General features: G+C 59.7%; 22 protein-coding genes and 2 pseudogenes. 8 read left to right on the plus strand and 16 right to left on the minus strand.

What is annotated here, in order from left to right:
- Positions 1 to 4 precede the first annotated feature (4 nt).
- Complete coding sequence (locus AABM54_RS12435; protein ID WP_347905928.1) at positions 5 to 1,162, minus strand: efflux RND transporter periplasmic adaptor subunit; 1,158 nt, start codon at positions 1,160 to 1,162, stop codon at positions 5 to 7.
- 294 nt (positions 1,163 to 1,456) lie between these two features.
- Between AABM54_RS12435 and AABM54_RS12440 the strand changes: the two genes are divergently transcribed.
- The 4 genes from AABM54_RS12440 (at position 1,457) to nudC (ending at position 5,281) form a co-directional block, all read left to right on the plus strand.
- A complete protein-coding gene (locus AABM54_RS12440; RefSeq protein ID WP_347905929.1) occupies positions 1,457 to 2,158 on the plus strand; it encodes a response regulator transcription factor in 702 nt (233 codons plus the stop codon).
- Positions 2,159 to 2,162: 4 nt separating this feature from the next.
- A complete protein-coding gene (locus AABM54_RS12445) occupies positions 2,163 to 3,464 on the plus strand; it encodes an ATP-binding protein (protein ID WP_347905931.1) in 1,302 nt (433 codons plus the stop codon).
- A 167-nt stretch (positions 3,465 to 3,631) separates the two neighbouring features.
- Positions 3,632 to 4,444 carry a crotonase/enoyl-CoA hydratase family protein gene (locus AABM54_RS12450; protein ID WP_347905932.1) on the plus strand — a complete coding sequence of 271 codons (813 nt, stop codon included), beginning with the start codon at positions 3,632 to 3,634 and terminating at the stop codon, positions 4,442 to 4,444.
- Between the two features lie 6 nt (positions 4,445 to 4,450).
- Complete coding sequence (gene nudC, locus AABM54_RS12455) at positions 4,451 to 5,281, plus strand: NAD(+) diphosphatase (protein WP_347905933.1); 831 nt, start codon at positions 4,451 to 4,453, stop codon at positions 5,279 to 5,281.
- Here nudC and AABM54_RS12460 read toward each other — a convergent pair.
- The 4 genes and pseudogenes from AABM54_RS12460 to AABM54_RS12475 form a co-directional block, all read right to left on the minus strand.
- Positions 5,249 to 6,028, minus strand: a complete 780-nt coding sequence (locus tag AABM54_RS12460; RefSeq protein ID WP_347905934.1) for a TSUP family transporter — start codon at positions 6,026 to 6,028, stop codon at positions 5,249 to 5,251. The genes nudC and AABM54_RS12460 overlap by 33 nt on opposite strands.
- A gap of 99 nt (positions 6,029 to 6,127) precedes the next feature.
- Positions 6,128 to 7,632: pseudogene (gene nhaB / locus AABM54_RS12465) on the minus strand (sodium/proton antiporter NhaB).
- A gap of 98 nt (positions 7,633 to 7,730) precedes the next feature.
- Positions 7,731 to 9,002, minus strand: coding sequence for a hypothetical protein (locus tag AABM54_RS12470; RefSeq protein WP_347905936.1), 1,272 nt, complete (start codon positions 9,000 to 9,002; stop codon positions 7,731 to 7,733).
- A 343-nt stretch (positions 9,003 to 9,345) separates the two neighbouring features.
- On the minus strand, positions 9,346 to 9,612 hold the full coding sequence (locus AABM54_RS12475) for a hypothetical protein (protein WP_347905938.1): 267 nt from the start codon (positions 9,610 to 9,612) through the stop codon (positions 9,346 to 9,348).
- 342 nt (positions 9,613 to 9,954) lie between these two features.
- On the opposite strand from AABM54_RS12475, the gene AABM54_RS12480 reads away from it, so the two are divergent.
- Positions 9,955 to 11,280, plus strand: a complete 1,326-nt coding sequence (locus AABM54_RS12480; RefSeq protein WP_347905939.1) for a sigma-54 dependent transcriptional regulator — start codon at positions 9,955 to 9,957, stop codon at positions 11,278 to 11,280.
- 67 nt (positions 11,281 to 11,347) lie between these two features.
- Here the strand turns inward: AABM54_RS12480 and AABM54_RS12485 are convergent.
- From AABM54_RS12485 to AABM54_RS12525, 9 genes and pseudogenes are all read right to left on the minus strand, one after another.
- Positions 11,348 to 12,662, minus strand: a pseudogene (locus AABM54_RS12485) (hypothetical protein).
- A 46-nt stretch (positions 12,663 to 12,708) separates the two neighbouring features.
- The gene (locus tag AABM54_RS12490; RefSeq protein WP_347905941.1) at positions 12,709 to 13,455 is read right to left on the minus strand and encodes a hypothetical protein; all 747 of its coding nucleotides are present in this window, start codon (positions 13,453 to 13,455) and stop codon (positions 12,709 to 12,711) included.
- A 44-nt stretch (positions 13,456 to 13,499) separates the two neighbouring features.
- Positions 13,500 to 14,180, minus strand: a complete 681-nt coding sequence (locus AABM54_RS12495) for a C39 family peptidase (protein ID WP_347905943.1) — start codon at positions 14,178 to 14,180, stop codon at positions 13,500 to 13,502.
- Positions 14,181 to 14,243: 63 nt separating this feature from the next.
- Positions 14,244 to 15,236 carry a heme utilization protein gene (locus AABM54_RS12500; protein ID WP_347905945.1) on the minus strand — a complete coding sequence of 331 codons (993 nt, stop codon included), beginning with the start codon at positions 15,234 to 15,236 and terminating at the stop codon, positions 14,244 to 14,246.
- A 63-nt stretch (positions 15,237 to 15,299) separates the two neighbouring features.
- Complete coding sequence (locus tag AABM54_RS12505) at positions 15,300 to 15,878, minus strand: adhesin (protein WP_347905947.1); 579 nt, start codon at positions 15,876 to 15,878, stop codon at positions 15,300 to 15,302.
- Position 15,879: 1 nt separating this feature from the next.
- Positions 15,880 to 16,329: a hypothetical protein gene (locus AABM54_RS12510; protein WP_347905949.1), complete on the minus strand. Its 450-nt coding sequence runs from the start codon at positions 16,327 to 16,329 to the stop codon at positions 15,880 to 15,882.
- A 356-nt stretch (positions 16,330 to 16,685) separates the two neighbouring features.
- Positions 16,686 to 17,210, minus strand: coding sequence for an AAA family ATPase (locus tag AABM54_RS12515; RefSeq protein ID WP_347905950.1), 525 nt, complete (start codon positions 17,208 to 17,210; stop codon positions 16,686 to 16,688).
- Positions 17,207 to 17,770, minus strand: coding sequence for a nicotinamide riboside transporter PnuC (gene pnuC / locus AABM54_RS12520; protein WP_347905951.1), 564 nt, complete (start codon positions 17,768 to 17,770; stop codon positions 17,207 to 17,209). The genes AABM54_RS12515 and pnuC overlap by 4 nt, the downstream gene beginning before the upstream one ends.
- A gap of 125 nt (positions 17,771 to 17,895) precedes the next feature.
- Complete coding sequence (locus tag AABM54_RS12525) at positions 17,896 to 19,530, minus strand: methyl-accepting chemotaxis protein (RefSeq protein WP_347905953.1); 1,635 nt, start codon at positions 19,528 to 19,530, stop codon at positions 17,896 to 17,898.
- Between the two features lie 291 nt (positions 19,531 to 19,821).
- On the opposite strand from AABM54_RS12525, the gene AABM54_RS12530 reads away from it, so the two are divergent.
- A complete protein-coding gene (locus AABM54_RS12530; RefSeq protein WP_347905955.1) occupies positions 19,822 to 20,652 on the plus strand; it encodes an undecaprenyl-diphosphate phosphatase in 831 nt (276 codons plus the stop codon).
- Positions 20,649 to 21,050: a DUF1294 domain-containing protein gene (locus AABM54_RS12535; RefSeq protein ID WP_347905957.1), complete on the plus strand. Its 402-nt coding sequence runs from the start codon at positions 20,649 to 20,651 to the stop codon at positions 21,048 to 21,050. The genes AABM54_RS12530 and AABM54_RS12535 overlap by 4 nt, the downstream gene beginning before the upstream one ends.
- Before the next feature lie 25 nt (positions 21,051 to 21,075).
- On the opposite strand, the gene AABM54_RS12540 is transcribed toward AABM54_RS12535, so the two are convergent.
- Positions 21,076 to 21,435 carry an MmcQ/YjbR family DNA-binding protein gene (locus AABM54_RS12540; RefSeq protein ID WP_347905959.1) on the minus strand — a complete coding sequence of 120 codons (360 nt, stop codon included), beginning with the start codon at positions 21,433 to 21,435 and terminating at the stop codon, positions 21,076 to 21,078.
- Positions 21,432 to 22,340, minus strand: coding sequence for a LysR substrate-binding domain-containing protein (locus tag AABM54_RS12545; RefSeq protein ID WP_347905961.1), 909 nt, complete (start codon positions 22,338 to 22,340; stop codon positions 21,432 to 21,434). Before AABM54_RS12545 ends, AABM54_RS12540 begins: the two co-directional genes overlap by 4 nt.
- A 127-nt stretch (positions 22,341 to 22,467) precedes the next feature.
- Here AABM54_RS12545 and AABM54_RS12550 point away from each other — a divergent pair, with 127 nt between their 5' ends.
- Entirely contained in the window at positions 22,468 to 23,079 is a 612-nt protein-coding gene (locus AABM54_RS12550; protein WP_347905962.1) for an FMN-dependent NADH-azoreductase, read from the plus strand.
- Positions 23,080 to 23,231: the final 152 nt, after the last annotated feature.

The raw sequence follows: 23,231 nt of genomic DNA on the forward strand, positions 1-23,231 counted from the left end.
CTGGCTACTGGCCTGAAACCTGGGCGAGGGGAAGAGGGGTGTCGTCGATCTGCACTTTTTCGCCGGGGCGGGCGTGTTGCAGACCTTCGACGACAATGCGGTCACCGGGCTTGAGGCCACCGGTGACGATCCAGCGATCCTTTTGCACCGACGCCAGTTGCACCGGTTGCAGGCTGACGCGGGCATCGGCGTCCAGCAGCAGCACTTGGGCGATGCCGGCGCTGTCACGCTGGATCGCCCGTTGCGGCACGCTGATACCTTGCTGATTCACCGCTTGTTCCAGGCGCACGCGAATGAAGCTGCCCGGCAGCAGGTCGAGGTCCGGGTTGGGGAACTCACTGCGCAGAATGATCTGGCCGGTGCCCGGGTCGACGCTGATGTCGGCAAACAGCAACTTGCCGGGCAATGGATACAGGCTGCCGTCATCTTGAATCAAGGTGGCTTTGGCCTGGTCCTGGCCGACCTGCTGCAATTGCCCGGAGCGGAAGGCGCGGCGCAGGTCGTTGAGCTCGCGGGTCGACTGGGTGAGGTCGGCATGGATCGGGTTCAACTGCTGGATCAGCGCCAGCGGCGTGCTTTCGTTCTGGCCGACCAGCGCGCCTTCGGTGACCAGCGCACGGCCGACCCGTCCGGAAATCGGCGCGGTGACGGTGGCGTAACCCAGGTTCAGCTTCGCCCGTTGCACGGCGGCCTGATTGGCCGCCACGTCTGCGGCCGTCTGCCGGGCCGCGGCGCGGGCGTTGTCGTAATCCTGGGCGCTGATGGCGTTGCCTTCGATCAACTGGGCATAACGCTGCTCTTGCAAGCGCGCCTGGAAGGCATTGGCCCAGGCTTTGCGCAGCGCCGCTTGTGCGCTGTCCAGGTCGGCCTTGAACGGTGCCGGATCGATGCGAAACAGGACGTCGCCCTGTTTGACGTCGCTGCCTTCGCGAAAGGTGCGTTGCAACACCACGCCAGCGACCCGTGCACGGACTTCGGCAATCCGCGGCGCGGCGATGCGTCCGCTCAGTTCGCTGGTGATCGACAGTGGCCGGGCTTCGATGGTTTCGATGCGCACGGTGGCCAGTGGCGCTTGTTCTTCGGCGGTTGAGGACTTGTCACACGCGCTCAGCGTCAATGCCAATGCAATCAGGCCAAGCTTCGCAAACAGGTTCTTTGACATGTGGATACCCCAATAATGACCCTGGCATGCTACGGGCAGGCGACGAGGGTAGCGGTGAAGCTTTGTAGGTGCTGTGTGAAATTGTGTGAAGGTTTTGCTCGTGAACGCTTGAGGCCGTATATCCTTTGCGCCTTGATTTCTAATGCGACTGATTAGATCGCTATCGCGAGCAGGCTCGCTCCCACAGGGATTTCATGTGAGCACAGATTATGTGAACACCTCCGATCAACTGTGGGAGCGGGCCTGTTCGCGATGGCGATTCATCAAGCGCCACTGTAATTTCTGGAAACACCCATGCCCAACATCCTGCTGGTCGAAGACGACAGCGCCCTCTCCGAACTGATCGCCAGCTACCTGGAGCGCAACGGTTACCAGGTCAGCGTGATCAGCCGTGGCGACCATGTGCGTGAACGTGCGCGGGTCAACCCGCCGGACCTGGTGATCCTCGACCTGATGCTGCCGGGCCTGGATGGCTTGCAAGTCTGCCGTTTGCTGCGTGCCGACTCGGCGACCCTGCCGATCCTCATGCTCACCGCCCGCGACGACAGCCACGATCAGGTGCTGGGCCTGGAAATGGGCGCCGACGACTACGTCACCAAACCTTGCGAGCCGCGTGTATTGCTGGCGCGGGTGCGAACCTTGCTGCGGCGCAGCAGTTTGAACGAACCGCAGGCGGCCAGCGACCGGATTCTCATGGGCAACCTGTGTATCGACCTTTCGGAGCGCACCGTGAGCTGGCGCGAGCAATTGGTCGAACTCTCCAGCGGTGAATACAACTTGCTGGTGGTGCTGGCCCGGCACGCTGGCGAAGTACTGAGCCGCGACCAGATCCTGCAACGCTTGCGCGGCATTGAGTTCAACGGCACCGACCGCTCGGTGGACGTGGCGATTTCCAAGTTGCGACGCAAGTTCGACGACCACGCCGGCGAAGCGCGCAAGATCAAGACCGTGTGGGGCAAGGGATATCTGTTCAGCCGTTCCGAGTGGGAATGCTGAGACCATGCTGCGCATTCTGATTCGTCTGTACCTGATTACGATCGTCACGTTCAGCGCGGCGATCTATCTGGTGCCGGACCTGGTGATCAAGGTCTTCCACGAGCGTTTCCAGAATTACAACCTGGATCACTCTCGTGGCTTGCAGAGCCTGATCGTCAAACAGTTCCACTCTGTGCCGACTGAGGAGTGGTCGGCGCTGGCCACCCAGATGGACCACGATTTCCGCCCGTTGCAGGTGGCACTGGTGCGTATCGACGATGCGGATTTCACGCCCTATGAAACCGAACGCTTGCAGCGCGGTGAAAACGTGGTGCGCCTCGGCGATTGGGGCTGGCGCACGTTGACGGTGGCGCCGCTGAATGAACAGTTGGCGGTCAAGTTGGCCGTTCCGCCGGACCCGCTGGACGTGAACCTGCTCTACTGGAGCATCAATGTGTTGATCGGTGCGGCGCTGCTGGCCTGCCTGTTGATCTGGCTGCGCCCGCACTGGCGTGACCTGGAGCGCCTGAAAGCGACCGCCGAACGCTTTGGTAAAGGGCATTTGAGCGAACGCACACAGATCCGCCCGAGCTCGAACATCGGCAGCCTGGCCCATGTGTTCGACACCATGGCCGGTGACATCGAGAACCTGTTGAACCAGCAGCGCGACTTGCTCAACGCGGTCTCTCATGAACTGCGCACACCGTTGACGCGTCTGGATTTCGGCCTTGCGCTGGCGCTGTCCGATGATTTGCCGGCCGCCAGCCGTGAACGGTTGCAGGGCCTGGTGGCGCACATCCGTGAACTGGACGAGTTGGTGCTGGAGTTGCTGTCTTACAGCCGTTTGCAAAACCCGGCGCGTTTGCCGGAACAGGTCGACGTGTCGCTGGACGAGTTCATCGACAGCATTCTGGGCAGCGTCGATGAAGAACTGGAGTCGCCGGACATCGTCATCGATGTCCTGCTGCACGGCCAGCTCGAACGCTTCACGCTTGACCCGCGCCTTACCGCACGGGCGATCCAGAACCTGCTGCGCAACGCTATGCGCTACTGCGAAAAACGCATTCAGATTGGCGTGCAGGTCTGTGCCAGGGGCTGTGAAATCTGGGTTGATGACGACGGTATCGGTATTCCCGACGACGAGCGTGAGCGAATTTTCGAACCCTTCTATCGCCTGGACCGCAGCCGTGACCGCGCCACGGGCGGGTTTGGCCTGGGCCTGGCCATCAGCCGCCGGGCGCTGGTGGCCCAGGGCGGCACACTGACGGTTGAAGCGTCGCCGCTGGGCGGGGCGCGTTTCAAGTTGTGGTTGCCGGCGCCTGTTTGATCTATGGAACTCACGCCCGCGTGGGTTCTGTTCAACTCCGGGGTGATCATCAATACGCGCCGATGGCCTGCACAGTCCTGCTTTTGGCCGATGCACTGCCTTACAGCCGCTTGCGCTGACTTGTTATAGTTCGGGCTTCATTTTTCGCTCCAGTAAGGATCACTGCCATGCCCGAATACCAAGCCTTGCGCGTCGAACTGACGGATAAGATCGCCCATGTGCAGATCAATCGTCCGGAAAAAATCAACGCCATGAACGCGGTGTTCTGGACCGAAATCGTCGATATCTTCCAATGGATCGACGACACCGATGAAGTCCGTGCGGTCGTGATCAGCGGGGCGGGCAAGCATTTTTCTTCCGGCATCGACCTGATGTTGCTGGCCTCGGTGGCCAATGAAATGGGCAAGGACGTGGGCCGCAATGCGCGCCTGCTGCGTCGCAAGATTTTGCAGATGCAGGCGTCTTTCAACGCGGTCGACAACTGCCGCAAACCGGTATTGGCGGCGATTCAGGGCTATTGCCTGGGCGGGGCCATCGATCTGATTTCTGCGTGCGACATGCGCTATGCCGCCGAAGACGCGCAGTTCTCGATCAAGGAAATCGACATGGGCATGGCCGCTGATGTGGGCACCTTGCAGCGCTTGCCGCGCATCATCGGCGACGGCATGCTCCGCGAGCTGGCCTACACCGGGCGTACCCTGGGCGCCGAAGAAGCGCGTAGCATTGGCCTGGTCAACCGCGTCTACCCGGACGTGGCCAGCCTGCTCGACGGCGTGATGGGCATCGCCCGTGAAATTGCCGCCAAGTCTCCGATTGCGATTGCCGGGACCAAGGAAATGATCACCTACATGCGCGATCACAGCATCAACGATGGCCTGGAATACATCGCCACCTGGAACGCCGCTATGCTTCAATCCACCGATCTGCGGGTGGCCATGGCCGCGTCGATGAGCAAGCAGAAACCCGAATTCCTGGATTGAGCCCACATGACTTCACGCTGGACCACCGCAGTACTGGATACCGATCAACCGGGTGGCTGGGCGGTGGCCCGCAGCCCCGAAGGTTTTCTGTTCGATGACAATGGCGCGCTGTTTCCACGCCAATGGCTGAAACGCCAGGACCTGTCGGTACTCGCCGAGCATGGCATTGGTCACCTGGACGGCGAGCCGGTGTATCTGCTGGAGCTCAAGGCTCACAGCGATGTGCCGGGCTGCAGTTGGAAGGGGCTGCGGGCGTTCATGCTCGAGGGCGATCACACCCTCTACAAGGTACTGAGTTACGCCGCGCAAATCGGCACCTGGGCGCGGGAGCATCGGTTTTGCGGCAACTGTGGCCAGCGTATGACGCAAGTGCCGCGTGAACGGGCGATGTACTGCGCGCCCTGTGACTTGCGCAGCTATCCGCGGATTTCACCGAGCATGATCGTGCTGATTACCCGTGGCGATGAAATCCTGCTGGCGCGCTCACCGCGCTTTGTCACCGGGGTCTACAGCACGCTGGCCGGTTTCGCCGAGCCGGGGGAGTCGGCCGAGGATTGCCTGATTCGCGAGGTGCACGAAGAAGTGCAGGTCGAGGTGAAGAACATTCAGTACCTGGGCAGCCAGTGCTGGCCGTTCCCGCATTCGATGATGCTCGGTTTTCATGCCGAGTACGCCAGTGGTGAGATTGTCCCGCAAGCCGACGAGATCGAAGACGCCCAGTGGTTCAGCATTCATGCGCTGCCGCCGTTGCCGGCGTCGCGCTCGATTGCCCGTTACCTGATCGACGTCTACGTGGCGCGGCGCTTAGGCCACGCTGAACCAGTGCTGCCAGGCTAGGCGCACGGTCAAGCCCAACACCACGGTAATGAACACCGGGCGAATGAATTTCGCCCCGCCGCTGATGGCGGTGCGTGCGCCGAAGAATGCGCCGACCATCACCGACAGGCCCATGCTCAGGCCAATGATCCAGTCCACTTGCCCGGAAAAGATGAACACCGACAGCGCCGCGATGTTGCTGACGAAGTTCATGCTGCGCGCCACACCGCTGGCTTTCACCAGATCGATGGGATAGAGCAGCAGGCTACTGACGGTCCAGAACGCGCCAGTGCCGGGACCTGCCACGCCGTCGTAGAAACCGAGGCTGAAGCCCTGGGTCGACTGCCATTTCTTTTTGATCGGTGCGTCGCTGTCCAGCGGTGCTTTCGGCGTGCCGCCAAACAACAGGTACAGGCCGCAGGCGAAGACGATCACCGGCAACATTTTGTTCAGCCATTCGGCGGGCAGGTAGTGGGCGACGATGGCACCGGTCAGCGCACCGACCAGCGTGCCGACAATCGCATGCACCCACTGCCGTGGGTGAAACAGCTTGCGGCGGTAGAAGGTGAAACTGGCGGTGGCCGAGCCGAAGGTGGAGCTGAGCTTGTTGGTGCCCAGCACCAGGTGAGGCGGTAGCCCTGCCGTGAGCAAGGCCGGGGTGGTGAGCAAGCCGCCACCGCCGGCAATGGCATCGATGAAACCGGCAATGAAGGCGACAACGGCCAGAATGGCCAATGTGGTGAGGTCTACGCTGAGTTCGAAAGGCATGGGATCGACTTATTCGGCGGAGGCGCAGAAGTGGCTGCGCCAAAGGCCGGTATCTTACCCATAACCGCGACACACGGCGACCGCTCTGCGCCGCTTCGTTTAGAGCCAGAAGCTCACGGCGTACCAGCCCAGCGTCCCCATGACCACGGTGTAAGGCAGCGCCATCCAGACCATCCGCCCGTAGGACAAGCGAATCAGTGGCGCGATGGCCGAGGTCAGCAAAAACAGAAACGCCGCCTGACCGTTCGGTGTCGCCACGCTGGGCAGGTTGGTCCCGGTGTTGATGGCAATCGCCAGCGTCTCGAAATGCTCGCGGCTCATGTGGCCGGAAATGAACGCCTGTTTCACTTCGGTGATGTAAATGGTCGCCACGAACACGTTGTCGCTGATGGCGGATAGCAGGCCATTGGCGATAAACAGCATGCCCGGCTGCTGATCGGCCGGCAGCGCCAGCACCCATTGGATCAGTGGGGTGAACAGCTGCTGATCATGAATCACCGCCACCACCGCAAAAAACACCACCAGCAGCGCAGTGAACGGCATTGCATCCTTGAAGGCGTTGCCGATGCGGTGTTCTTCCGTGATGCCGGTGAAAGCGGTGATCAGCACAATCACCATCAGGCCGATCAACCCGACTTCGGCAATGTGAAACGCCAACCCTGCGATCAGGATCAATGCCGCCAACCCTTGCACCAGCAACGCTGCGCGTTGGCGCGTGGTGCGTTCGGCGTTGTCTTCGGCCGCGTAATTGGCCAGTACGGCGCGCACGTTGTCGGGCAGCAGGGTACCGTAGCCGAACCAGCGCAGTTTCTCCAACAGCACGCAGGTCACCAGGGCCCCGCTACCAGCACGGGCAGCGAAACCGGGGCGACTTTCAGGAAGAATTCGGCGAAGTGCCAGCCCATCTCATGGCCGATCAACAGGTTTTGCGGTTCGCCGACCAGGGTGCACACGCCGCCCAGTGCCGTACCAACAGCGCCGTGCATCAGCAGGCTGCGCAGAAAGGCGCGAAATTGCTCCAGGTCACCGTGGTGCAGGGTGGGCAGGTGCTGGTCATCGCTGAACTCGCTGTCCTGGCGTGGGTCCGTGCCCGAGGCAACCCGGTGATACACCGAGTAAAACCCCACGGCAGCGCTGATGATCACGGCGGTCACGGTCAAGGCATCGAGAAACGCCGACAGGAACGCCGAGAGGAAACAGAACATCAGCGCCAGCAACGCTTTGGAGCGAACGCCCAGCAACAGGCGCGAGAACAGAAACAGCAGCAGGTCTTTCATGAAATAGATGCCGGCCACCATGAACATCAGCAGCAGGATCACCGCAAAGTTGTGCAACAGCTCGTCATAGAGCGCCTGGGGCGTGGTCATGTTCAGCAGCAGGGCTTGAACCACCAACAAGCCGCCGGGCATCAACGGGTAGCACTTGAGCGCCATGGCCAGGGTGAAGATGAACTGCGCCACCAGCAGCCATCCGGCGGCTACCGGCCCGAGGGTCCAGAGGGTCAGCGGGTTGAGAACGAGGAAGGCAACAATGCTTGCTTTGTACCAGCGCGGCGAATGCCCGAGGAAATTGTGTACGAACGCCTGGGCCATGGAACCGGACATCGGCTGCTCCTTGTTTTAAGAAGCGCGCAACTTGCCGTAACAGAACCAGAAGATCAAGCACTTGAGCTTTGGCTTGGAGTCTGATCTTGCATCTGGAGCTAACCCAGATAACGCGCGACTACCGCACGGTAGTTGCCATCCAGAGAATAGCCAGCCACGACAATCGCGCCGTCGGCTTGCACGGCCAGCGAAGTCGCGGTATCGAGGCTGCGGCCCAGTCGGGTTCGAACCCAGCCATTGCCCCCGCCGAAGCTGAGATCCAGGCGTCCATCCGGCCAGTGTCGCGCCAGTATGAAATCAGCCTCGATCCCACCGATGGTGGCGCCAGCGGTCAGCACGCGACCATCGTCCAGACGCTGGGCGGCGGTCCACTGGCAGTGGCTGCTGCCGATTTCATCCAGTTGCGCGCGCGCACCGAGCCCGTCGCCGCGCAGGGTCAATGACATGCACTGCATCGGATCACGGCTGCTGCCAAAGCCGTGCAGGTGACCGTCGAGGTGCTCGATCACCTGGCTGACCTGGGCGCTGCGTCCCTCGGCCTTGAAACTGAAATAGCCATGATCGGCAAAGCTGTTATCCAGGCTTCCGTCCGCTTCGAAGCGCACCAGCAAACCTTTCTGAGGCAGGTCGATTGAGCCGCCGACCACGATTCGCCCATTTCTTTGCAATAGCAGACTGCCCAGCCAGGTGTTCATCAATAGACGCCGGACCATGAGGAAACCACGGCCATTGAACGAAGTGTCGAGCGCGCCATGGGGTTCTAGCCTTATCAGGACGCCCACGTGATCGGCCAGTTCGTAGTGGTGATTGGCCAATATCAGAATCCGGCCGTCGAGTTGCACCTGGATCGGACAGGCTTCGGCGCCGGGAATCCCCGGCGGTAGCCAGTCATCACGGCGCCCGACAGACAAATCGCCCGGCAGGCGTACGACTTGCACTCCCTGTGTGCCGAATCGAAGGTCTGGCTGCCCATTTTTGTCGAACAGTGCCAGTGCCGGCAGCGTTCGATGGGCGCTTTCATAATGCAGGCCGGCCAACAGAATCCGCCCGTCACTCAGCAGGTGAACCGTGCCGCCCGTGGCTTCGCAATCTGTTTCGAACTGGCCGACGACACTGCCCTGATGGCCGAAGGTCACATCGGCAGAACCGTCCGCGTTGAGGCGTGCCATTCCAAAACGGTTGCCGGCAGGGAGGGTGACCTTGGCGCCGACCAGTAAGCGCCCCTTCGGGTCGACGGCAATACTGTTGGCCATGCACGAAAGGCTGTCGGGGAAAACCACGTGGGCCTTGCCGCCGCAGGCGAAGCCCTGATCGAGTTGCCCCGCCATGCCGAGGGGGGTTGCCGCCGCGAAAACGGTGTGGATGGACATGCACGCAACTCCTTGTGTGCCGACCGACTCCAAGGTTCCGGGGGCAATTACACGAGGGAGTCATTCAATCCCTGAACAAGGTGTTGCACAACTGTCATAAATTACAGGTGAAGGGGTGTTTTGGGCCTGATCAGTGTCTTTTCGACCCAGTAGTAAGTTCGCTAAACAAAATGTAGTGAGGGCATGAGCACGGCTGCTGCCCAGACGCAAACAACGCTGCGCGGATTCAGGCAACTAAGCAAGAGCGGGGCGGTGATCAAAGTTACACTAAGGCGCGCAGGAATGAGGCGAGGCAGTTGAATCGAAAAAGGGCGGATCACCGTCAGTGATCCGCCCTTTTTTACTACAGCGGCATGGTCCACGATTGCAACTCGTAGCCTTCTTCGCACAACTCGGCGCGGGCTTGTTGCAGTACGTTCGCCAGTTGTGTCGGGTCGGTGTAGGCGCTGCTTGGAATTTGTTTGCGACCGATGCGGGTGCTGGTGCGGTCGATGACGGTCAGGCTCAGTTCGCCGGTACCGTCCTGTGGGGCCCAGGCCACGCATTGAAACGGCTGGAATGCGTGGTTGGCAATCAAAAGAGCTTCGTTGATACGGAGCGGGGCGTTCATGGGGTCTTCTCTCTGTGTGCCCAATCAAGTGATGTGCCGTCGGTTGGGCTTACCGTTCGGCTGGTTACTTGTACTGATGCCCGCAACAGGGGGGTGGGTCACACCCATTTAGCAGAAATTTCAACTTTCTTTCATATAGCCGGTTTTGCAGGGCTTTTTGAAAGCTGAATGAAAGGTTGGAGTCAGTCGCTAACTCACTACCTGGGTTTTTATAACGGAATAGGTATTACCCCTATAGTCAAACGATACAAGGCGACGTCAAGTTCTTGCTAATGTTACAACCGGGTCAGCCAAATGACTGTTTCTAATAACATTTCCTAATTTTGGCGCCAAGGAACAGTCATGATCGAAGCCCCAGCGTTACGCCGCTTGCTCGTGGTCGATCCTTGTGACGATTGCCACCGCCTGCTGCCCGGTTTGCGCATCATCGGTTGGGACGTCGACAGCTGTACGCTTGAAAACGCGGTCGACCGTTCCTGTGATGTCGGCCTGTTGCGCCTGCAACCGTTTCATCTGGAGCGGCCCGAGGCCGTCAAGGAACTCATCAGTCGCAGCGGTACAGAGTGGATCGCCGTGCTTAGCCAGGAAGTCCTGCGTTTACAGAACGTGGGTGACTTCGTGTGCGAATGGTTTTTTGATTTCCATACCTTGCCGTTCGATGTCTCCAGGGTTCAGGTCACCCTCGGCCGAGCTTTCGGCATGGCACGCTTGCGCGGCCAGGGCACGATCCATGTCGATCAGCCTGAACATGAGCTTTTGGGCGATAGCCGCTCGATCCGTGAACTGCGCAAACTCCTGAGCAAACTGGCACCCACCGAGTCCCCGGTGTTGATCCGCGGTGAAAGCGGCACCGGTAAAGAGTTGGTAGCGCGAACCCTGCACCGCCAATCACAACGTCACAGCAAACCGTTCGTGGCGATCAATTGCGGGGCCATACCCGAGCACTTGATCCAGTCCGAACTGTTCGGCCACGAGAAGGGTGCGTTTACCGGCGCGCATCAACGCAAGGTCGGGCGGATCGAGGCCGCCCATGGCGGGACCCTGTTTCTCGATGAAATCGGCGATCTGCCCCTGGAACTGCAAGCCAATCTGCTGCGTTTTCTTCAGGAAAAACACATCGAACGAGTGGGCGGCAGCCAACCGATTCCCGTGGATGTCCGTGTGCTGGCGGCCACCCACGTCGACCTTGAAGCCGCTATCGAAAAAGGGCGTTTTCGTGAGGATTTGTACTATCGGCTCAACGTTTTGCAGGTGATCACCGCGCCGTTGCGCGAGCGCCACGGCGACTTATCAATGCTGGCCAACCATTTTTCCCATTTCTACAGCCAGGAAACCGGTCGCCGGCCCCGCAGTTTCAGCGAGGACGCGCTGGTGGCCATGGGCAAACACGATTGGCCGGGCAACGTTCGCGAACTGGCCAACCGGGTGCGGCGTGGCCTGGTGCTGGCCGAAGGGCGGCAGATCGAGGCTCGGGACCTGGGCCTGATCAGCCAGCTGGCAATTGCTACGCCCATGGGCACACTTGAAGATTACAAGACCCGTGCCGAGCGCCAGGCCTTGTGCGATGTATTGAATCGGCACAGTGACAACCTCAGCGTTGCGGCTCGGGTACTCGGTGTGTCACGCCCGACGTTTTACCGACTGCTGCACAAACACCAGATCCGTTAGGGCGCGGCAACGTAAAAGGCCCGCTGCGATTGACGTCGCAGCGGGCCTTTTGCGTCAGCGGTGTGGATCAGAAGTAGTACGGGAATTTCAGGCTGAAGGTGAAGTCCGGGGCGTCGGGCGTCAGGGCCGATGGACAGGTTGGGAACAATGGTCAGGTTGTCGGTGGCCGCAACGGTCATGCCGACGTTGAAGTAACCGGCGTTGGCGTCGCTGGACACCACCGATTGCCAACTGCCGCCGTCTTGCTTGAGCTTGCTTTGGCGTTGCACCAGGTCAGACACAGAGAACGACATACTCATCTTCTCGTTCAACGCAAAGGCTACGCCCGCGCCGATCTGGAAGCTGTCGCCCAGCTTTACTTTGCCAGGGGTTTTGATGTTGACCCTGGAACTGATGTCGTCGAACGACTCTTCCAGGTTATGTGTGTAGGAAAGAGTACCAAAGAGTACGGCCGGGTCGAAGGTCTTGACCAGCGAGATGCCCGGCGTGATCGACCAGACACCGTTGCCGGTCGGCAGGTCGTCCGGTACGAACAGGTTGGTGTTAGGCCCGGTCTGGCGCAGCTTGATCCCGAAAGGCTCCTTGCCGGTAGGTGCCTTGACCCGCAGGGTAACCACGGCGTCCGGGTAGTTGACCGACTCGTCGAGGAATTTATAGGCAATGCCGAAGTTCACGTCACCAATGGTCGGGTCCTGCGTCACGTCCTGTTCGCTGAGTGCGCCTGCGTCACCGCCTGCTGCACCGCCGGACTGGTAGGTCGACTCGCGGTAGATCACCGGCACGTTCACGTCGAACTGCCATCGGTTGTTGAGGTTGTAGCGGCCCGTGAGGTCAAGGGTCCAGTTATCGGCCTTGATACGGTCGAGGTTGATGTTGCCCAGGAAGATCGAGTCCAGTGCAAGGAAACCGTTGAGAATCAACTGCCGGGTGTCATAACGCGAATAGGTCAGCCCGGTTTCGAAACTGAACTTGCCCCCGCCAAAGAACCCGCTGGCCTCGTCGTAGAGGTTGGAAACACTCTGTGCGGGTTGGGAATCGTCTTGCAGCGATTGCCCGTATGAACCGCCCGCGGCCCCAGCTCCCCCTGCTGCGCCCCCTGACGCCGCTTTGGCGCCTGTTCTCGCAACCTGCTGGTTGCCCTTCATGTCCGCTGGCGACTTGGCCAGACGTTTAGGAGGAGGCGAGGCCGGTTGATCTTCTACCTGACGAACCCGTTGCTCGAGTACCGCCAGCGCCTTCTGTTGCACTTCGTATCGTTGCTTCAACTCCAGAAGTTCCTGTTTGAGGGTCTCTACATCGCCATTCGGTGCTGCTTGCAGCAGCGCCGCTGGAAAGAGAGTGCTCAGACATACAACTGCGCGTAGTGACACCGATCGATACATGAAATAAGCCGTCCCTTAAAGCCCAATGGTCGAGACTCAGCGTAGTTCAATATCCCATAGTGCGTAGTCCTTTGAGTTGCGTCAGGTTGCAGTCCAGTGCACCGGGACTTGGGCCGTTGTTATTAAGAACGACGCTGAGTTGCGTCAGGTTGTTGACCATGTTGCTGTTGCCCAGTAAACGGGTGTTCTGCAGCAAGCCACCCTGGGCGACCTGTTGCAGGGCGCTGCCCTGGTTGTTGTTGGCCTGAATGGCCATTTGAATGCCGCTGCCGGTGGCTGAAACGGCAATGGAACCTGCCGCGTTATTGGCGCTGATGGTTTGACCGGCGGTCAGCACCTGGCCGGCCGGGGTCACAATAGGAGGAGGGCTGTTGCTTTCCTTCACATCAATGGCAACGTTGTTGTAAGCCGAGTTGCCATCACCTGCGGCACGCACACTTTGGGTAATGCCCTGGGTGCTGCTCAACGCCGCTCCGCCGATCACATTGCCAGTGCCTTGCAGGGCAGGGGTGCCGTTACCGGTCTGCTTGATGGTTGAGACATAAAATTCGGGTTTTATGGTGGCAGCCTGAATCTGCAGGGCGCTTGATGCGCCGATCAGGTCGCCGCTGGCATTGCGCCAGGTACTGCTCATGACAACGCCGAAGCTGATGATTCGCCCCGGCATGACATACCGACCACGCAGTTGGGCGAGCTCGGAATCTTTGATCTCTATCGGTTTGAATCCTGCACCCGCATACGCCGGGATGCTTGCTACCAGGCAGGCGGCGGCCAGCCAGTATGAACTTTTCATCTGCTGCTCCCGGAGCGTCCTGCCCCTTTATCTTTGTCAGGCGCCTAAAAGAAGTCGCTCTGGATGAATCCAAAGTCCATCAGCTCTGCGTCATTGACGGGATTGAAACCATTGAGTTTGTTTCGTGCAGTCAACGGTTCCGGCGGATCGAGCAAGGCATTGCCCTTGTCGTAACCGGGTCCAATAATCGCAAACACAATGCCGTTCCAGCCTTTGACAAAGTCCTCGTGGGAGTAGCGTTTATGGCCTAGTACCGGATCGCCAACGTAGACCCAGTCTTTTTGTGCGCGCTGCAACACCACGAAGTGCTTGTAACCACGGATTTCTATCAGGACCACCACCGGAATCGTGACGGCCTCCAGTTTTTCGGGAGGGATCCGGTAGCCCCGGGCACGCATGCCGATGCTTTCTATGTAGCGCTTCATGTCCAGCATGGAGAACCCCTGAGTACGAACAAGGTTCTGGTCTGCCTTGACCAGCATGCCTTTGATGATGTGCTCCTCATCGACGTCGAGCCAGTAGGCTTGGCGTAACACCGTTGCCAGTGCGGCGGCGCCGCAGCTGAAGTCGGTTTTTTGTTCGACCAGGTCGCTGAATTTGCGCTCACGAATACTTTGCACATGCTTGTAGACAGTAACGCCGCCGGGAAGAATCGTGACGGGCATCTGTGCGGCCTGAGTCAGGCCAGTCAGGCTGAGCAGGAAGGTGAGGGCAGCAACTCGCATGGTCGATCCGCCTTGTGGGGACTGTAGAAAAGCCCCGTTTCCGGGGCTTCTTGATCATCGCAGTTAGAAAGTGTTGCCGCCTTGGCAGGCTTTGCAACCAGCAGCGATGGACAGCGAGTTGCTTTGTTGGTTGCCCACGCCTGCTGAAACGTTGGCACCGCCGTTACCCGAGAAGCCGTTCATCGAGTTGGTCATGCTGGCGTTGTTGATCACTGGGTTTTTCCAGCCATCTTTGGTCAGCACTTGCCAGGTTGCATAGCCAGCCAGTTGGAAGTTCCCTTCTTCGTGGAAGGTCAGCTTGTCGCCTTTGTTGCCTCCGCCATTTCTGTCGTCGCCATAACCACCATGGTGGTCGTCTTTATCTTCGACATACCCTTTGCCGTCGCCTTCGTATTTGCCAGCTGCATAGAAGGTGCTGCGCAGAGTGTCTGTTTTGTAGGTCCGGTCAGCTTTGTTGCTCACATCCAGACCGCCGGAGTATTGGTTGGCATTCGCGGATGCTGTCGCAACACGTCCACCGGACACGGCAATAGCCAGGTTGTTTTTCTGTTGGTTGAAGTCGCCGGCAGTCACGTTGATACCAATGTTGCCGGAGCCGCCGTTGCCAGCGCTGTTGAGCGTGGCGTTATCTTTGGTGGAGTGATTTTTGACGGTGTTATCGGTGTTGTACTGGTTCGCGTAGGACTGCGCATCAGCAGAACCGAAGATGAAGCTTTCATCAGCGGTAGCAATGGCAGCGGCGTTGTCTTGTTGGTTGCCGTCCCCGGCCGCCACGTTAGCGCCCATGTTGCCGTTGGAACCGTTCAGGGAGTTGTCAGCCTTGGCAGTGTTTTCGGTGCCCTGGTTGCGCACCGAGTTGTCCTCGCTGGTTTGTTCGTCCCCGACATAGGCGCTAGCGCCAGAGTTGATTGAAAGTTTCTGTTCCCAGGTTGGGCCGTCATGCCTGTGATGGTCCTGGTGGTGACGGCCACGATCGTTATCGCCGGCTTGTGCTGCTATTGCGATGACGGATGCCAGCGCAAAGACCAGTGGTTTGAGAGCCATTGTAGGTTTCATGGTGTTTCTCCGTGCTTATTAGTTGGTTAAGTGTTGGTACTTTCTAATCGCACTTCGGTTGGGTCAGTCACTGACCCGGATGCTCAGGGTGTTAGCCATTCGGTTCCCCACCCCGGCACTCTGGTTCACCTGAATCACTCCTCGGCTGCCGGTGAAGGCCTGGTCGCTGGTAACGACCTGGCGGCTGCCTTGCGAAGCGCCAGTTGCTCCTGAGTTTGGTAACAACGCCACGTTCTGTTGGGACAGGGCGCTGTCGTCGACGCTCTGCGGTTGAGCACTGATGCTGATCCGCATGGCATTGATCATCTGGTTGTTGGCCCCGGCGGCCTGGTTGACGCCCAGTGCCCCGTTGCCGTTGCTGAAAGAGTTGCCGCCAATCGAACTGCTCGCATCCATCGAAGGGTCGGCAGGCGTTGTCAGCTTCTGCTTGAGGCTGCTGGTGGCCTGGGCCTGGGTGCCGATGGCGATGGCGCGGCTGTTGACCTGTTGTTGCTGGTCGCCAGCGGCCTGGTTGATCATCATGTTGCCTTTGTACTGCGCTCCGGAATTGTCGAGGGTCGCGTTGTTGACAACGTTCACAGCCGAATCAGCCATGGCGCAGGTGCACCCCAGCAGCGCTATAAACAGAAGGGATCGATTCATCTTATTTACCCCCCATGTTGGTCAGCGGAGAAAGGCCGGCGCTGATTGAGCGGTTAATGGTTCCCGAGATCTCGCTACCGCCGCCGCCACCGTGACCGGCACCCATGCCGGGCATCCCGTTGGCATTGGTCAGTGAGTTCAGGCCGGCGTTGCCATTACCATTGGGAACGACTGTTCTGTTGATAATGCTTGAGCCACTGCTGACGCCAGCAAAGTCGCGATCATTGAGTTCGGTGCCGGTGGTTTGAACAACGCGGGCCGACGGGTTGGCGCTGACAGTGTTGGGATAGGGGTCTTTGTCACGTGATCTGCCAATCGGCGTCGGTTGCACGTCACGTTGCAGGACGATCACGCCATTGCCGTCCGCGAACACGGGCAGGCTGATAACAGAACTGAATGCACATCCAAGCAGCAGGAGGCGGGTTAAGCCTTGGTTATTGGTTGTCGCCACGTCGGCACTCCTTTCTCTTCTTGTACGCGCTGGCCCTGGTCAGCGTTGCGTTGCGAAGGAGAGAGCAGAAGCTGTGCCGGTTTCTATTTTTATCAAGAAATCAATGTGTTAACTGCTGGTGGCAGGGTGGGCGTGTTGCAGCTGTATCGCCGGTGAAACAGCCGACTTGCCAGGCAATGGGCCATAAGCAGCGCAATGCTCTAAATCACCGCTTTGCAGGGGAGTGTTCCAAACCTTTAACAGTCGCTGTGACAGTACGATGAAGGGGCTTTGCATAGGCCTTTCAGTCATGGTCGAGTGTTTCAGGAATGGACACATTGCCGGTTTTCGTCGGCTTAATGTGCCGAACACTGGGGCTAAATGGTCAGCAGCCGTGCCACGGCACTGAACGCTTGCTCTCGCCGCGCCAGCCAGTCGCCTTCAATCACCTGGAAAACCTGGTGATGCCGCTCAAGCCAGACGTGAGTCGCTTGAAAGAATGCCTGGCGCTCAGCCAGTGCGGGCTGACAACGTTGACCATCGTCGGTCCAGTCCACCTGTTCCGGAGACAGCAGCAGGTGCAGGTCATAGCGACGCATCAGCAAGGCTTGCTCGACCCAGGCCGGACAGTCGCCAAACAGGGTCTGGCTCCAGAGCAGGTTGCTCAGCAGGTGTGTGTCGAGGATCAGTAGCGCCGGGGCCTGGGCGCGCGCCTCGTCTTCCTGGGACAACTGGCCCCGGGCGATTTCAGGGATGTCGGCCAGGCAGGTGTCTCGGGGGTTCTGTTCGATGAAATGGCGCACGTACTCACCCACCAGCAGCCCGCCGAAGTGTTGCTGCAGTTCGGCCGCCAGCCAACTCTTGCCGCTGGACTCGGGACCGGTCAGGACCAGCACTTTCATGTGCGCAGCGCCGGGTCGGCCCGCCATTCGCGCCAACCTTGTACCGCCAGTAGCGTGAACAAGCCGTAAAGGGCGGCCGTCAGGTACAGGCCTTTGTAGATGAACAGTCCGACGAAGATCACGTCGACGGCGATCCACAATGGCCAGCACTGCACGCGTTTTTGCGCCATCCACAGTTGCGCCACCAGGCTGAAACCGGTCAGGGCGGCGTCCAGCCAGGGCTGGGCGGCGTCGGTCCAGAAGGCCATGGCCGCGCCGAGCAACAGACTGCCAACGGCCCCGACTGCCAACCCTTGCAGCATGGCGGCACGGCCGAGCCACGTCACTTCACGCCCGTGATGGGCGTCGCCGGCGCGGGTCCATTGCCACCAACCATACAGTTGCAGCGCGGCATAAATCACTTGCAGCAGCATGTCCGAATAGAGTTTGACCTCGAAGAAGATCCAGCTATAGAGCAACACCATCACCAGCCCGATCGGCCAGCACCAGGGGTTCTGTTTGACTGTCAGCCAGACGGCGAGCACGCCGAGTGCAGCGGCGAACAGTTCAAGCCCGGACATGGTGGTTCCTTGGGGGAAGTCGAAGAGGGTGCGGATTGTAACGCAGGCGCGGCGTATGGCGAGGGGTTCTCAGGCTGCGGAGGATTCCCCATGGCCGCCTGCACAGCGGTCATGGGGAAGGGCGGTCAGACGCGGAACTGCTTGAGCAACTCGTTCAGTTGAACGCTGAGTTCCTTGAGGTGCCCGCTGGCGACGCTCGACTGCTGCGCCGCCATCGCGGTGCTGTGGGACAGCCCGGCTGCCTGCGTGACGTTCTGGTTGATGTCTTCGACCACGTGGGCCTGTTGCAGTGTTGCGCTGGCAATCGAGGCGTTCAGCCCATTGAGGTTACGCAACGCCTGGCCGATGGCATTCAGGCTGGCACCGGCCAGGCCGGCCTGTTCGATGGTCAACTGCGATGCACGGCTGCTGTCGCCAATGACTTTGACGGCCGCTTCCGAATGATTTTGCAGGCGCTCGATCATCGACTGAATTTCAGCCGTGGATTTTTGCGTGCGTTGCGCCAGCAGGCGAACCTCATCGGCCACCACCGCAAACCCGCGACCCTGTTCACCGGCACGGGCGGCTTCAATGGCGGCGTTGAGCGCCAGCAGGTTGGTTTGTTCGGCAATCGAGCGAATCACTTCCAGGACGCTGCCGATCTGCGTGCTTTCGGCGGCCAGGGTACGAATGACCTCGACCGCCTGGTCGATGGTGCCCGAGAGTTGGTCGATCTGTTGCAGGCTGCTGTCGATGTTCACCTGGCCCTGCTGGGCTTGAGCTTCGGCGTCGCGCATTTCGCTGGCCGCTTGCTCGGCATTCCTGGCCACGTCCTGTACGCCGTAGGTGACTTCGTTGATGGCGGTCGCCACCAGTTCCATTTGTTGGGATTGCTGTTGGCTGCGCTCCTGGGCTTGCGTCGCATCGTTACCCAGTTCGTTCGACGACTGCCCCAGGGCCCCGGCGCTCACTTGTAGCTGGCTGACGACCAGGCGCAACTTGGCAGTAAAGGCATTGAAGTGTCGGGCTAACTGGGTCACTTCATCCTGGCCGTGGGTGTCAAGGCTGCGGGTCAGGTCGCTTTCACCGCTGGCAATGTTGGCCATGGCGTTTACCGCTTCCTGCAAGGGCCGCACGATGCTGCGGGCAATCAGGATCACCGACAGCGCCATGATCAAGGCAATCGCCAGCCCCATCAGCGCCGCTTCCCAGACCTGCGCATTGAATTCGGCCTGCATGTCATCGATGTAAACCCCGGAACCGATGACCCAGCCCCAGGGTTCGAAGAGTTTTACATAGGAAGTTTTCTGCACGGGGGCGTTAGCACCCGGTTTTGGCCAGCGATAGTCGACCATGCCGGCACCCTTGGCCTTGGCGATGGTGACCATTTCGTTAAACAGCGCAAAGCCGTCCGGGTCCCTGACGGCCGACAGGTTCTGGCCTTCGAGTTTCGGGTTGGTCGGATGCATGACCATGACGGGCGTCAGGTCGTTGATCCAGAAATAGTCGCTCTGGTCGTACCGCAAGCCACGAACCGCAGTCAGGGCCTGTTTTTGCGCCGCTTCACGGGTCAGCGTGCCAGCGATCTCCAGGTCATGGTAGTAGGTCAGGATGCCGCTGGCGGTCTGCACCACATGCTGGGTTTTCTGTGCCTTGGCCTGATACAAGTCGTCGTGGATCTGTTTGAGCATCAACACGCCCAAGGTCAATAGCATCAGCACAGCCACAATCAGGATGAGCCACAACCGACGGCTGATCGACACACTGCGCAAGCTATTCATAGGTTGTTACTCCGTGTTCTTTTTCTTGTCATGAACGAGCGCCAGCATCCAATCACGCTTTGGGCGTGACGCCAACCCTACTCAAGTCCAATAACGCGGCAGCGTTATTCGGGCGTGTCTGATAGGATCTCGGCCCCGCACGGGAAAACCTGAATTAACGCTGATTTTTCACGGAATTTTGACGGTTTTCTGTTGATCCTTGCGCGGCTCGAATGAACTACGCTGAGCGCAGTGAACGTTTTAAAAAATATCGAAAGGGGCGTGCCTGGGGCATAGCTTCATGGGGGATTGATGGATCTTTGGACCGCCGCGCAGGCATTGATTCTTGGCATTGTGGAAGGGCTGACCGAGTTCTTGCCGATTTCCAGTACCGGACACCAGATTATCGTTGCCGATTTGCTCAACTTCGGTGGTGAGCGGGCAATGGCGTTCAACATCATCATCCAGCTGGGCGCCATTCTGGCCGTGGTCTGGGAGTTTCGCCGCAAGATCCTCGACGTCGTCACGGGCCTGCCGACCCAGCGCACCGCTCAGCGCTTCACCGCCAACCTGCTGATCGCGTTCCTGCCGGCCGTGGTGTTGGGGGTGATTTTTGCCGACCTGATCCACAAATACCTGTTCAACCCGATCACGGTCGCCAGTGCACTGGTGGTGGGCGGCATCATCATGCTCTGGGCCGAACGTCGTCAGCACACGGTGCATGCCGAAACGGTCGATGAGATCACCTGGAAAGACGCCCTGAAAGTCGGTTTCGCGCAGTGCCTGGCGATGATTCCCGGTACGTCGCGCTCGGGTTCGACCATTATCGGCGGGCTGTTGTTTGGCCTGTCGCGCAAGACCGCGACTGAGTTCTCGTTCTTCCTGGCCATGCCGACCATGGTCGGTGCCGCGGTTTACTCGGGCTACAAGTACCGTGACCTGTTCCAGGCAGCAGACCTGCCGGTGTTCGCCGTCGGTTTTGTCACGGCGTTCATCTTCGCGATGATCGCGGTCAAGGGCTTGCTCAAGTTCATTGCCAGCCATAGCTATGCGGCGTTTGCCTGGTATCGGATCGCCTTCGGCCTGGTGATTCTGGCGACTTGGCAGTTCGGCTGGGTCGACTGGTCAGCGGCCAAGCCATGATCGAGCAACGCAATGGGCGCGGGGTTCAGTACCCGCGCCTCAAGGCGCTGATTTTCCTGGTGCTGTGTGCGTTGCCGTTGTTTGGCTCGGCGTCATTGTGGCTTCGCGGTATTTCGCCGATCCCGCTGGCGGCCTATGGCGCGGTCAGCCTGTTGGCGCTTTTCTTGTACTGGAACGACAAACGCCAGGCCCGCGCCGATCAATGGCGCACCCCGGAAAAAGTCCTGCATGCCGTCGAGTTCGCCGGTGGCTGGCCGGGCGCGTTGCTCGCCCAGCAACTGTTTCGCCACAAAACCCGCAAAGTCTCGTTTCAACTGGTGTTCTGGATCATCGTGCTGCTGCACCAGGTGTTCTGGGTCGACCAGGTGTTCCTCGGCGCCAGTTTGTTTTCCTGGTAGCCAGAGGCGGCTACCGGGCTAGTTGTTAAAGCAGCAACCCAACCTGGACACGTTTGGGCAGCTTGCTCACCACCAGTTGGTGAGAGCGTTGCAGCAAGCCTTGCAGCTCCTCGGCGCCAAGCGGGTAGGGCGTTTGCATGATGACCCACTGGGCTCGCGCCAGATACGGCGCGGGTCCGATTCCCGGGCGGTCGACGTGCCCGAGAAACAGCGCCTTGTCGACCTTGAGCGCCAGCGATTCCCCACGCAGGTTCTGCAGCGCGAACATCTTGCTCCCGGCGACTGAAAACACCCGTACACCGCCCCACTTGTAATCCTCCTGCGCGCCGGGCAAGGCCAGGCAGAAACGCGCCACATCGTCTTCGTTCATGGTTCTGGCATTCATAACAATCGATCCCCGCAGCCTTTGAATGATTCGGTCAAATGGTCAATCCATGCGCGCACTGCCGGCAGCAGCCCGCGTCGATGAGGGTAGACGGCCAGCAGCCAACCGCCGGGCAGCGACCACTGAGGCAGCAACTGTACCAACGAGCCGTTCTCCAGTTCCTGTTCACAAAACATCATCGGCAGCAGCGTGAAGCCAAGCCCCGCGAGGGTGCAGGCCTTGCGTACGATGAAGTCATCGATGCCCAGGCGCGCTTCCAGCGTCAGGTCAACGGATTGGCCCTGAGTATCGAGCATGCGCATATGCACCATCCGATCGGCCTCCAGGGCACCGAGTACCGGGACGTGTTTAAGGTCATCAGGGCTGTTGATGATGCGGTCGCGCAAAAAGTCCGGGCTGGCGACCATGATCATTTGCGCCTGACGCAGGCGACGAGTGACCAGCAGCGGGTCTTCATCACCGAGTTCGCGAACCCGCAATGCGACGTCAATGCCTTCGGTGACCAGATCGACGCGACGGTTGAGCAACTGCATCTCCAGTTGCACCTGAGGAAACTTCTCCAGAAAAGTACTGATGACCGACGGCAAGAATTCGTGGGCCAAACCCACCGGGCACGACACCCGCAAGCGCCCGCGTGGTTCGCTGGACATGCTGGCGACGGCTTCGTCGGCCATTTCCGCTTCCAGCAACATGGCCTGACAGTGGCGCAGATAGCGCTCGCCGACGGCGGTCAGCTTGAGTTGGCGAGTGGTGCGCTGCAGGAGTCGGGCACCGAGGCGTTCTTCCAGCTCGGCAATACGCCGCGACAGCCGCGATTTGGGAATCCCCAGCAAACGCCCGGCCGCCGCGAAACCGCCGGCTTCAACCACTTTGGCGAAGTAATAGAGGTCATTCAGGTCTTGCATGGCGCGCCTCATTGTCCTGTCAGTGGGACGAACTATCGCATTTGTACGGACTAATCAGCTATTGGTTTCGTCTGTAGGATTAACCCAACTTGATCGCCCGGTGGCGATCCTCACTTGGAGATCCCACATGAAACTTCTGCACATCGATTCGAGCATCCTTGGCGACAACTCTGCTTCCCGTCAGTTGAGCCGCGAAGTGGTCAGCGCCTGGCAAGCCGCCGAGCCAACGGCTGTCGTGACTTACCGTGACCTGGCCGCTGACGCCATCAGCCATTTTTCTGCCGCGACGCTGGTCGCTGCCGGCACCACCGCCGAGCTGCGTAACGCCGCGCAACAGCACGAAGCCGACCTCAGCGCTTCGACGCTGGCCGAGTTCCTCGCCGCCGACGCCGTCGTGATTGCAGCGCCGATGTACAACTTCACCATTCCGACCCAGCTCAAAGCCTGGATTGACCGCATCGCCGTTGCCGGTCAGACCTTCCGTTACACCGAAGCCGGCCCGGAAGGCTTGTGCGGCAACAAGAAAGTCGTGGTGGTGTCGACCTCCGGTGGTTTGCATGTGGGCCAGGCAACCGGCGTGGGTCACGAAGACTATTTGAAAGTCATGCTGGGCTTCATGGGCATCACTGACATCGAGTTCGTCCGCGCCCACGGCCTGGCCTACGGTGAAGAGGTTCGCGGCAAGGCCATGAGCGATGCGCAGGCGCAGATCAGCGAGCAGTTGTTCGCTGCCGCGTAAGACATCGGTAAAGTCGTAAATAGCTCAGGCATTACCCACTAGACTCTGTATTCTGGTCGCCGATAAACGGCCGGAGTACAGGGTTTTCTGTTTTTGGCGTTTAAGGTTTTGGCCCAGGTTATGCAGTCGAGGGTTATCGGCCCCGTTCTGCA

Origin of the sequence: Pseudomonas purpurea (genome assembly GCF_039908635.1) — a bacterium.
Classification (GTDB): domain Bacteria; phylum Pseudomonadota; class Gammaproteobacteria; order Pseudomonadales; family Pseudomonadaceae; genus Aquipseudomonas; species Aquipseudomonas purpurea.

Excerpts from the sequence above, each read along its gene's own strand:
- AABM54_RS12435 (WP_347905928.1), bottom strand. The coding sequence starts at position 1,162 with ATGTCAAAGAACCTGTTTGCGAAGCTTGGCCTGATTGCATTGGCATTG.
- AABM54_RS12440 (WP_347905929.1), top strand. The coding sequence starts at position 1,457 with ATGCCCAACATCCTGCTGGTCGAAGACGACAGCGCCCTCTCCGAACTG.
- AABM54_RS12445 (WP_347905931.1), top strand. The coding sequence starts at position 2,163 with ATGCTGCGCATTCTGATTCGTCTGTACCTGATTACGATCGTCACGTTC.
- AABM54_RS12450 (WP_347905932.1), top strand. The coding sequence starts at position 3,632 with ATGCCCGAATACCAAGCCTTGCGCGTCGAACTGACGGATAAGATCGCC.
- nudC (WP_347905933.1), top strand. The coding sequence starts at position 4,451 with ATGACTTCACGCTGGACCACCGCAGTACTGGATACCGATCAACCGGGT.
- AABM54_RS12460 (WP_347905934.1), bottom strand. The coding sequence starts at position 6,028 with ATGCCTTTCGAACTCAGCGTAGACCTCACCACATTGGCCATTCTGGCC.
- AABM54_RS12470 (WP_347905936.1), bottom strand. The coding sequence starts at position 9,002 with ATGTCCATCCACACCGTTTTCGCGGCGGCAACCCCCCTCGGCATGGCG.
- AABM54_RS12475 (WP_347905938.1), bottom strand. The coding sequence starts at position 9,612 with ATGAACGCCCCGCTCCGTATCAACGAAGCTCTTTTGATTGCCAACCAC.
- AABM54_RS12480 (WP_347905939.1), top strand. The coding sequence starts at position 9,955 with ATGATCGAAGCCCCAGCGTTACGCCGCTTGCTCGTGGTCGATCCTTGT.
- AABM54_RS12490 (WP_347905941.1), bottom strand. The coding sequence starts at position 13,455 with ATGAAAAGTTCATACTGGCTGGCCGCCGCCTGCCTGGTAGCAAGCATC.
- AABM54_RS12495 (WP_347905943.1), bottom strand. The coding sequence starts at position 14,180 with ATGCGAGTTGCTGCCCTCACCTTCCTGCTCAGCCTGACTGGCCTGACT.
- AABM54_RS12500 (WP_347905945.1), bottom strand. The coding sequence starts at position 15,236 with ATGAAACCTACAATGGCTCTCAAACCACTGGTCTTTGCGCTGGCATCC.
- AABM54_RS12505 (WP_347905947.1), bottom strand. The coding sequence starts at position 15,878 with ATGAATCGATCCCTTCTGTTTATAGCGCTGCTGGGGTGCACCTGCGCC.
- AABM54_RS12515 (WP_347905950.1), bottom strand. The coding sequence starts at position 17,210 with ATGAAAGTGCTGGTCCTGACCGGTCCCGAGTCCAGCGGCAAGAGTTGG.
- pnuC (WP_347905951.1), bottom strand. The coding sequence starts at position 17,770 with ATGTCCGGGCTTGAACTGTTCGCCGCTGCACTCGGCGTGCTCGCCGTC.
- AABM54_RS12525 (WP_347905953.1), bottom strand. The coding sequence starts at position 19,530 with ATGAATAGCTTGCGCAGTGTGTCGATCAGCCGTCGGTTGTGGCTCATC.
- AABM54_RS12530 (WP_347905955.1), top strand. The coding sequence starts at position 19,822 with ATGGATCTTTGGACCGCCGCGCAGGCATTGATTCTTGGCATTGTGGAA.
- AABM54_RS12535 (WP_347905957.1), top strand. The coding sequence starts at position 20,649 with ATGATCGAGCAACGCAATGGGCGCGGGGTTCAGTACCCGCGCCTCAAG.
- AABM54_RS12540 (WP_347905959.1), bottom strand. The coding sequence starts at position 21,435 with ATGAATGCCAGAACCATGAACGAAGACGATGTGGCGCGTTTCTGCCTG.
- AABM54_RS12545 (WP_347905961.1), bottom strand. The coding sequence starts at position 22,340 with ATGCAAGACCTGAATGACCTCTATTACTTCGCCAAAGTGGTTGAAGCC.
- AABM54_RS12550 (WP_347905962.1), top strand. The coding sequence starts at position 22,468 with ATGAAACTTCTGCACATCGATTCGAGCATCCTTGGCGACAACTCTGCT.